Source organism: Pseudomonas endophytica (assembly GCF_001411475.1).
GTDB lineage: Bacteria > Pseudomonadota > Gammaproteobacteria > Pseudomonadales > Pseudomonadaceae > Aquipseudomonas > Aquipseudomonas endophytica.
The window spans coordinates 1-3,061 of record NZ_LLWH01000114.1; the positions used below are offsets into that span (position 1 = coordinate 1).

The window sequence follows — 3,061 nt, forward strand, 5'->3', positions numbered from 1 at the left end:
TCTGCATTGATTGGGCCTTGCCGTCGAACGAACGCACGGTGGTGGTAAAACTGATCAACCCGCTCAGACACCAATACACGAGCTCTATATTGCGGGTTGCGCCTTAATATATCGGTCAGGTTGGATCGCGTTAACAACGTTATGTCTACACGACCACGCAAGACCATCTGCAGATTGCTTTTATGTGAGTAGGTCAACGTCGCGTTGAAGGTGTTGATCAAATAGGCTGGCGCGAGATTAAAGTCGGCAAATGCGTAGTGGTAACCGGTGAAAAGCGCCATCCGTTTTCCGCTCACGTCATCAAAATAAGTTTGATCACGTCCCGGCTGTTGTTTAGCGACAAACACTTCCGAGTCTTCAAGGCCAAGATCAACAGACTCGTAATCGACCCCTTTCCAGCCCCAGCATTCACACTCAAAGAACGTCAGGTCGACTCGACCCTGATCAAAGTCGCGCACCCGTCGCGCCAAAGAGGTGGGGACCACTATGAAGTGATAGTCAGGTTGCAACTGGTTCATTGCGCTCAGCAATTGCTGCAATAACCCTATATCGCCACCCCGCTCTGGGTGCACGATATACGGCGGAAAGTGCGCCGCACCCACTCGCACCTCTTGCACCGCCCAAACAGGTGCCATAAAGCTGACACTCAGTGGCAAAAGCACGCTACGCGCCATCCACTTAGGCAAACACTTTAACGCTGCGCACATCGGGACGCCTATGACTGGAACTTATTGATTGAGAGATGTACAGATCCTAGTACGCCCGTAATTTAATCGCGCCCAGACAAGCAAGCAAGCGTGGCGCTGGCGCTCTATAAATTAAGTGCCCCGTGGCTGCACTTTAGCTACGCTGCATCCTCAACGCTGATGTTGTTTAAGGAAAGCTGCACATGCCTCACTGGCTGGTAATTGACTTGGAAGCCACCACCGATGACGGCGGCTGGCCTCTAGAAGAAATGGAAGTCATCGAAATCGGTGCCAGCATCGTCACTCGTGCAGGACGTGAGATCGACCACTTTCAGCGCTTCATACGCCCGCAACGGCGGCCGCTGCTTACTGCTTTTTGTCGTCAGTTAACCCACATCACTCAAGCCAACATCGACCATGCCAGCCCTACCAAGCATGTTTGGGGGCAATTCGAGCGTTGGCTCGGCCAGCACCTACCCAAACTCGAAGGCTGGGCCAGTTGGGGCGATTACGATCGCAAGCAACTGGAACAAGAATGGCAACAAAAACAGCTGAACAGTGCCCTAGAGCATTTACCGCACACCAATCTCAAGCAGCTATTTGCTAACGCCCGCCAACTAAAGCACCCGCTGGGTCTTAACAGTGCATTGCAACTGGCAGGCATGCAGTTCAGTGGGCAGCAGCATCGTGCCCTAGAGGATGCCCGCAATACCGCCCGTTTACTGCCACTGGTGCTTAGGGTTTAAGACGCTGTTGAGCCGACACAAAAGGGCGTGACGGGATAAAACGGCTTCTGCATACTGGCCGCCCTTTTTAGCCCATTCCGAGGAATCGCCATGTTTAAAGTTAACGAATACTTCGACGGCACCGTCAAGTCGATTGCTTTCGCACAAGCTGAAGGCAAAGCCACTATTGGCGTCATGGCCCCGGGGGAATATGAATTCGGTACTGCTGAGCGTGAAATCATGCACGTCGTATCTGGCGAGCTGCAGGTCAAACTGCCGGGCAGCAACGAATTCGAAACGTTCAAAACCGGCAGCCAGTTCAACGTACCGGCAAATAGCAAGTTTCAGCTTAAGGTCGCGGTCGAAACTGCTTACCTGTGTGAATACCGCTGATTAAGTAGATCATGTAGGAGCGAGCTTGCTCGCTCCTACAGCCCATCGCTAGCCCATTTTTGTGATCTTTAAGCCCCCGTGTTGAATTGCAACGCCGCCAATCGCGCGTACAGCGGGCTACTGACGATCAACTGGGCGTGAGTGCCTATCGCCACTAGCTTGCCTTGGTCCATCACGGCAATACGATCCGCGTTCTGCACCGTCGCCAAACGATGAGCAATCACCAACGTCGTCCGCCCTTTCATCAAGCTGGGTAACGCCTCTTGGATCAAATGCTCGCTTTGCGCATCCAGCGCACTGGTGGCTTCGTCCAGCAATAAAATGGGCGCATCAACCAGCAGCGCCCGAGCGATTGCCAGTCGCTGACGCTGCCCCCCCGATAAGCCCTGCCCACCATCACCCAAATGGGTTTTATAGCCGTGAGGCATTTGCAAGATGAACTCATGAGCGTGAGCAATGCGAGCTGCCGTTTCTACTTGAGCATCGGTGGCGTTCGGGTTGCCATACCGAATGTTGTCTTCGACCGAGCCAAAGAACAGTGCAGGGGTCTGCGACACCAAGGCAAAACAACGTCGCAGATCGTGCGGGTCAAGTTGCTGAATGGGCCGGTCTTCAAGCAGGATCTGCCCTTGCTGAGGATCGTAGAAACGCAACAGCAGGTCGAGCAAGGTCGATTTACCGGCGCCAGACGGCCCAACCAAGGCTAAGGTTTCGCCTGCATTGATCGTCAGGCTTAGGCCCGCTATCGCGTAATTTTCTGGACGCGAAGGGTAAGAAAAATACAGGTCTTCCAGCCGCAAATGACCTTCAACCCGTTCAGGCAGCATCTGCAACCCCGTTTCTGGCACCACAATTTGGCTTTTGGATTGCAGCAGTTCGCTAATCCGTTGTGCTGCGCCAGCCGCCTGTTGCAGTTCGCCAATGACTTCACTCAACGTACCTACCGCACTGCCAACCACTAGGCTGTAAAACACAAACGCTGCTAATTCACCGCCGGTGATTCGCCCGGCTATCACGTCCATGCCGCCCACCCAGAGCATCACCCCCACCGCGCCCAATACCAGTGAGATCACCAGCGTGATCAACCAAGCACGCTGCAAAATCCGCTTGCGCGCTGTGGCAAAAGCCTCTTCCACCGTGTGTGCAAAGCGCCGCTGGTCTTGCTGTTGGTGGTTGTAAGCCTGAACGGTTTTGATCTGGGTCAAGGCCTCCGACACGTAGCTGCCAACATCGGCAATTCGGTCTTGGCTTTGACGG

At 54.1% G+C, this 3,061-nt stretch carries 4 protein-coding genes; 2 read left to right on the forward strand and 2 right to left on the reverse strand.

All coding sequences use genetic code 11. The features are described 5' to 3' along the window. On the reverse strand, positions 1–662 hold a 662-nt coding region (locus AQS70_RS09345), incomplete at its 3' end, for an amino acid ABC transporter substrate-binding protein (RefSeq protein ID WP_187331799.1). Between the two features lie 227 nt (positions 663–889). Between AQS70_RS09345 and AQS70_RS09350 the strand changes: the two genes are divergently transcribed. After that, a complete protein-coding gene (locus AQS70_RS09350; RefSeq protein ID WP_055102532.1) occupies positions 890–1,432 on the forward strand; it encodes a 3'-5' exonuclease in 543 nt (180 codons plus the stop codon). Between the two features lie 90 nt (positions 1,433–1,522). Further along, positions 1,523–1,804: a pyrimidine/purine nucleoside phosphorylase gene (gene ppnP, locus AQS70_RS09355; RefSeq protein WP_055102533.1), complete on the forward strand. Its 282-nt coding sequence runs from the start codon at positions 1,523–1,525 to the stop codon at positions 1,802–1,804. 68 nt (positions 1,805–1,872) lie between these two features. Here ppnP and AQS70_RS09360 read toward each other — a convergent pair. Beyond that, on the reverse strand, positions 1,873–3,061 hold a 1,189-nt coding region (locus tag AQS70_RS09360), incomplete at its 5' end, for an ATP-binding cassette domain-containing protein (protein ID WP_055102534.1).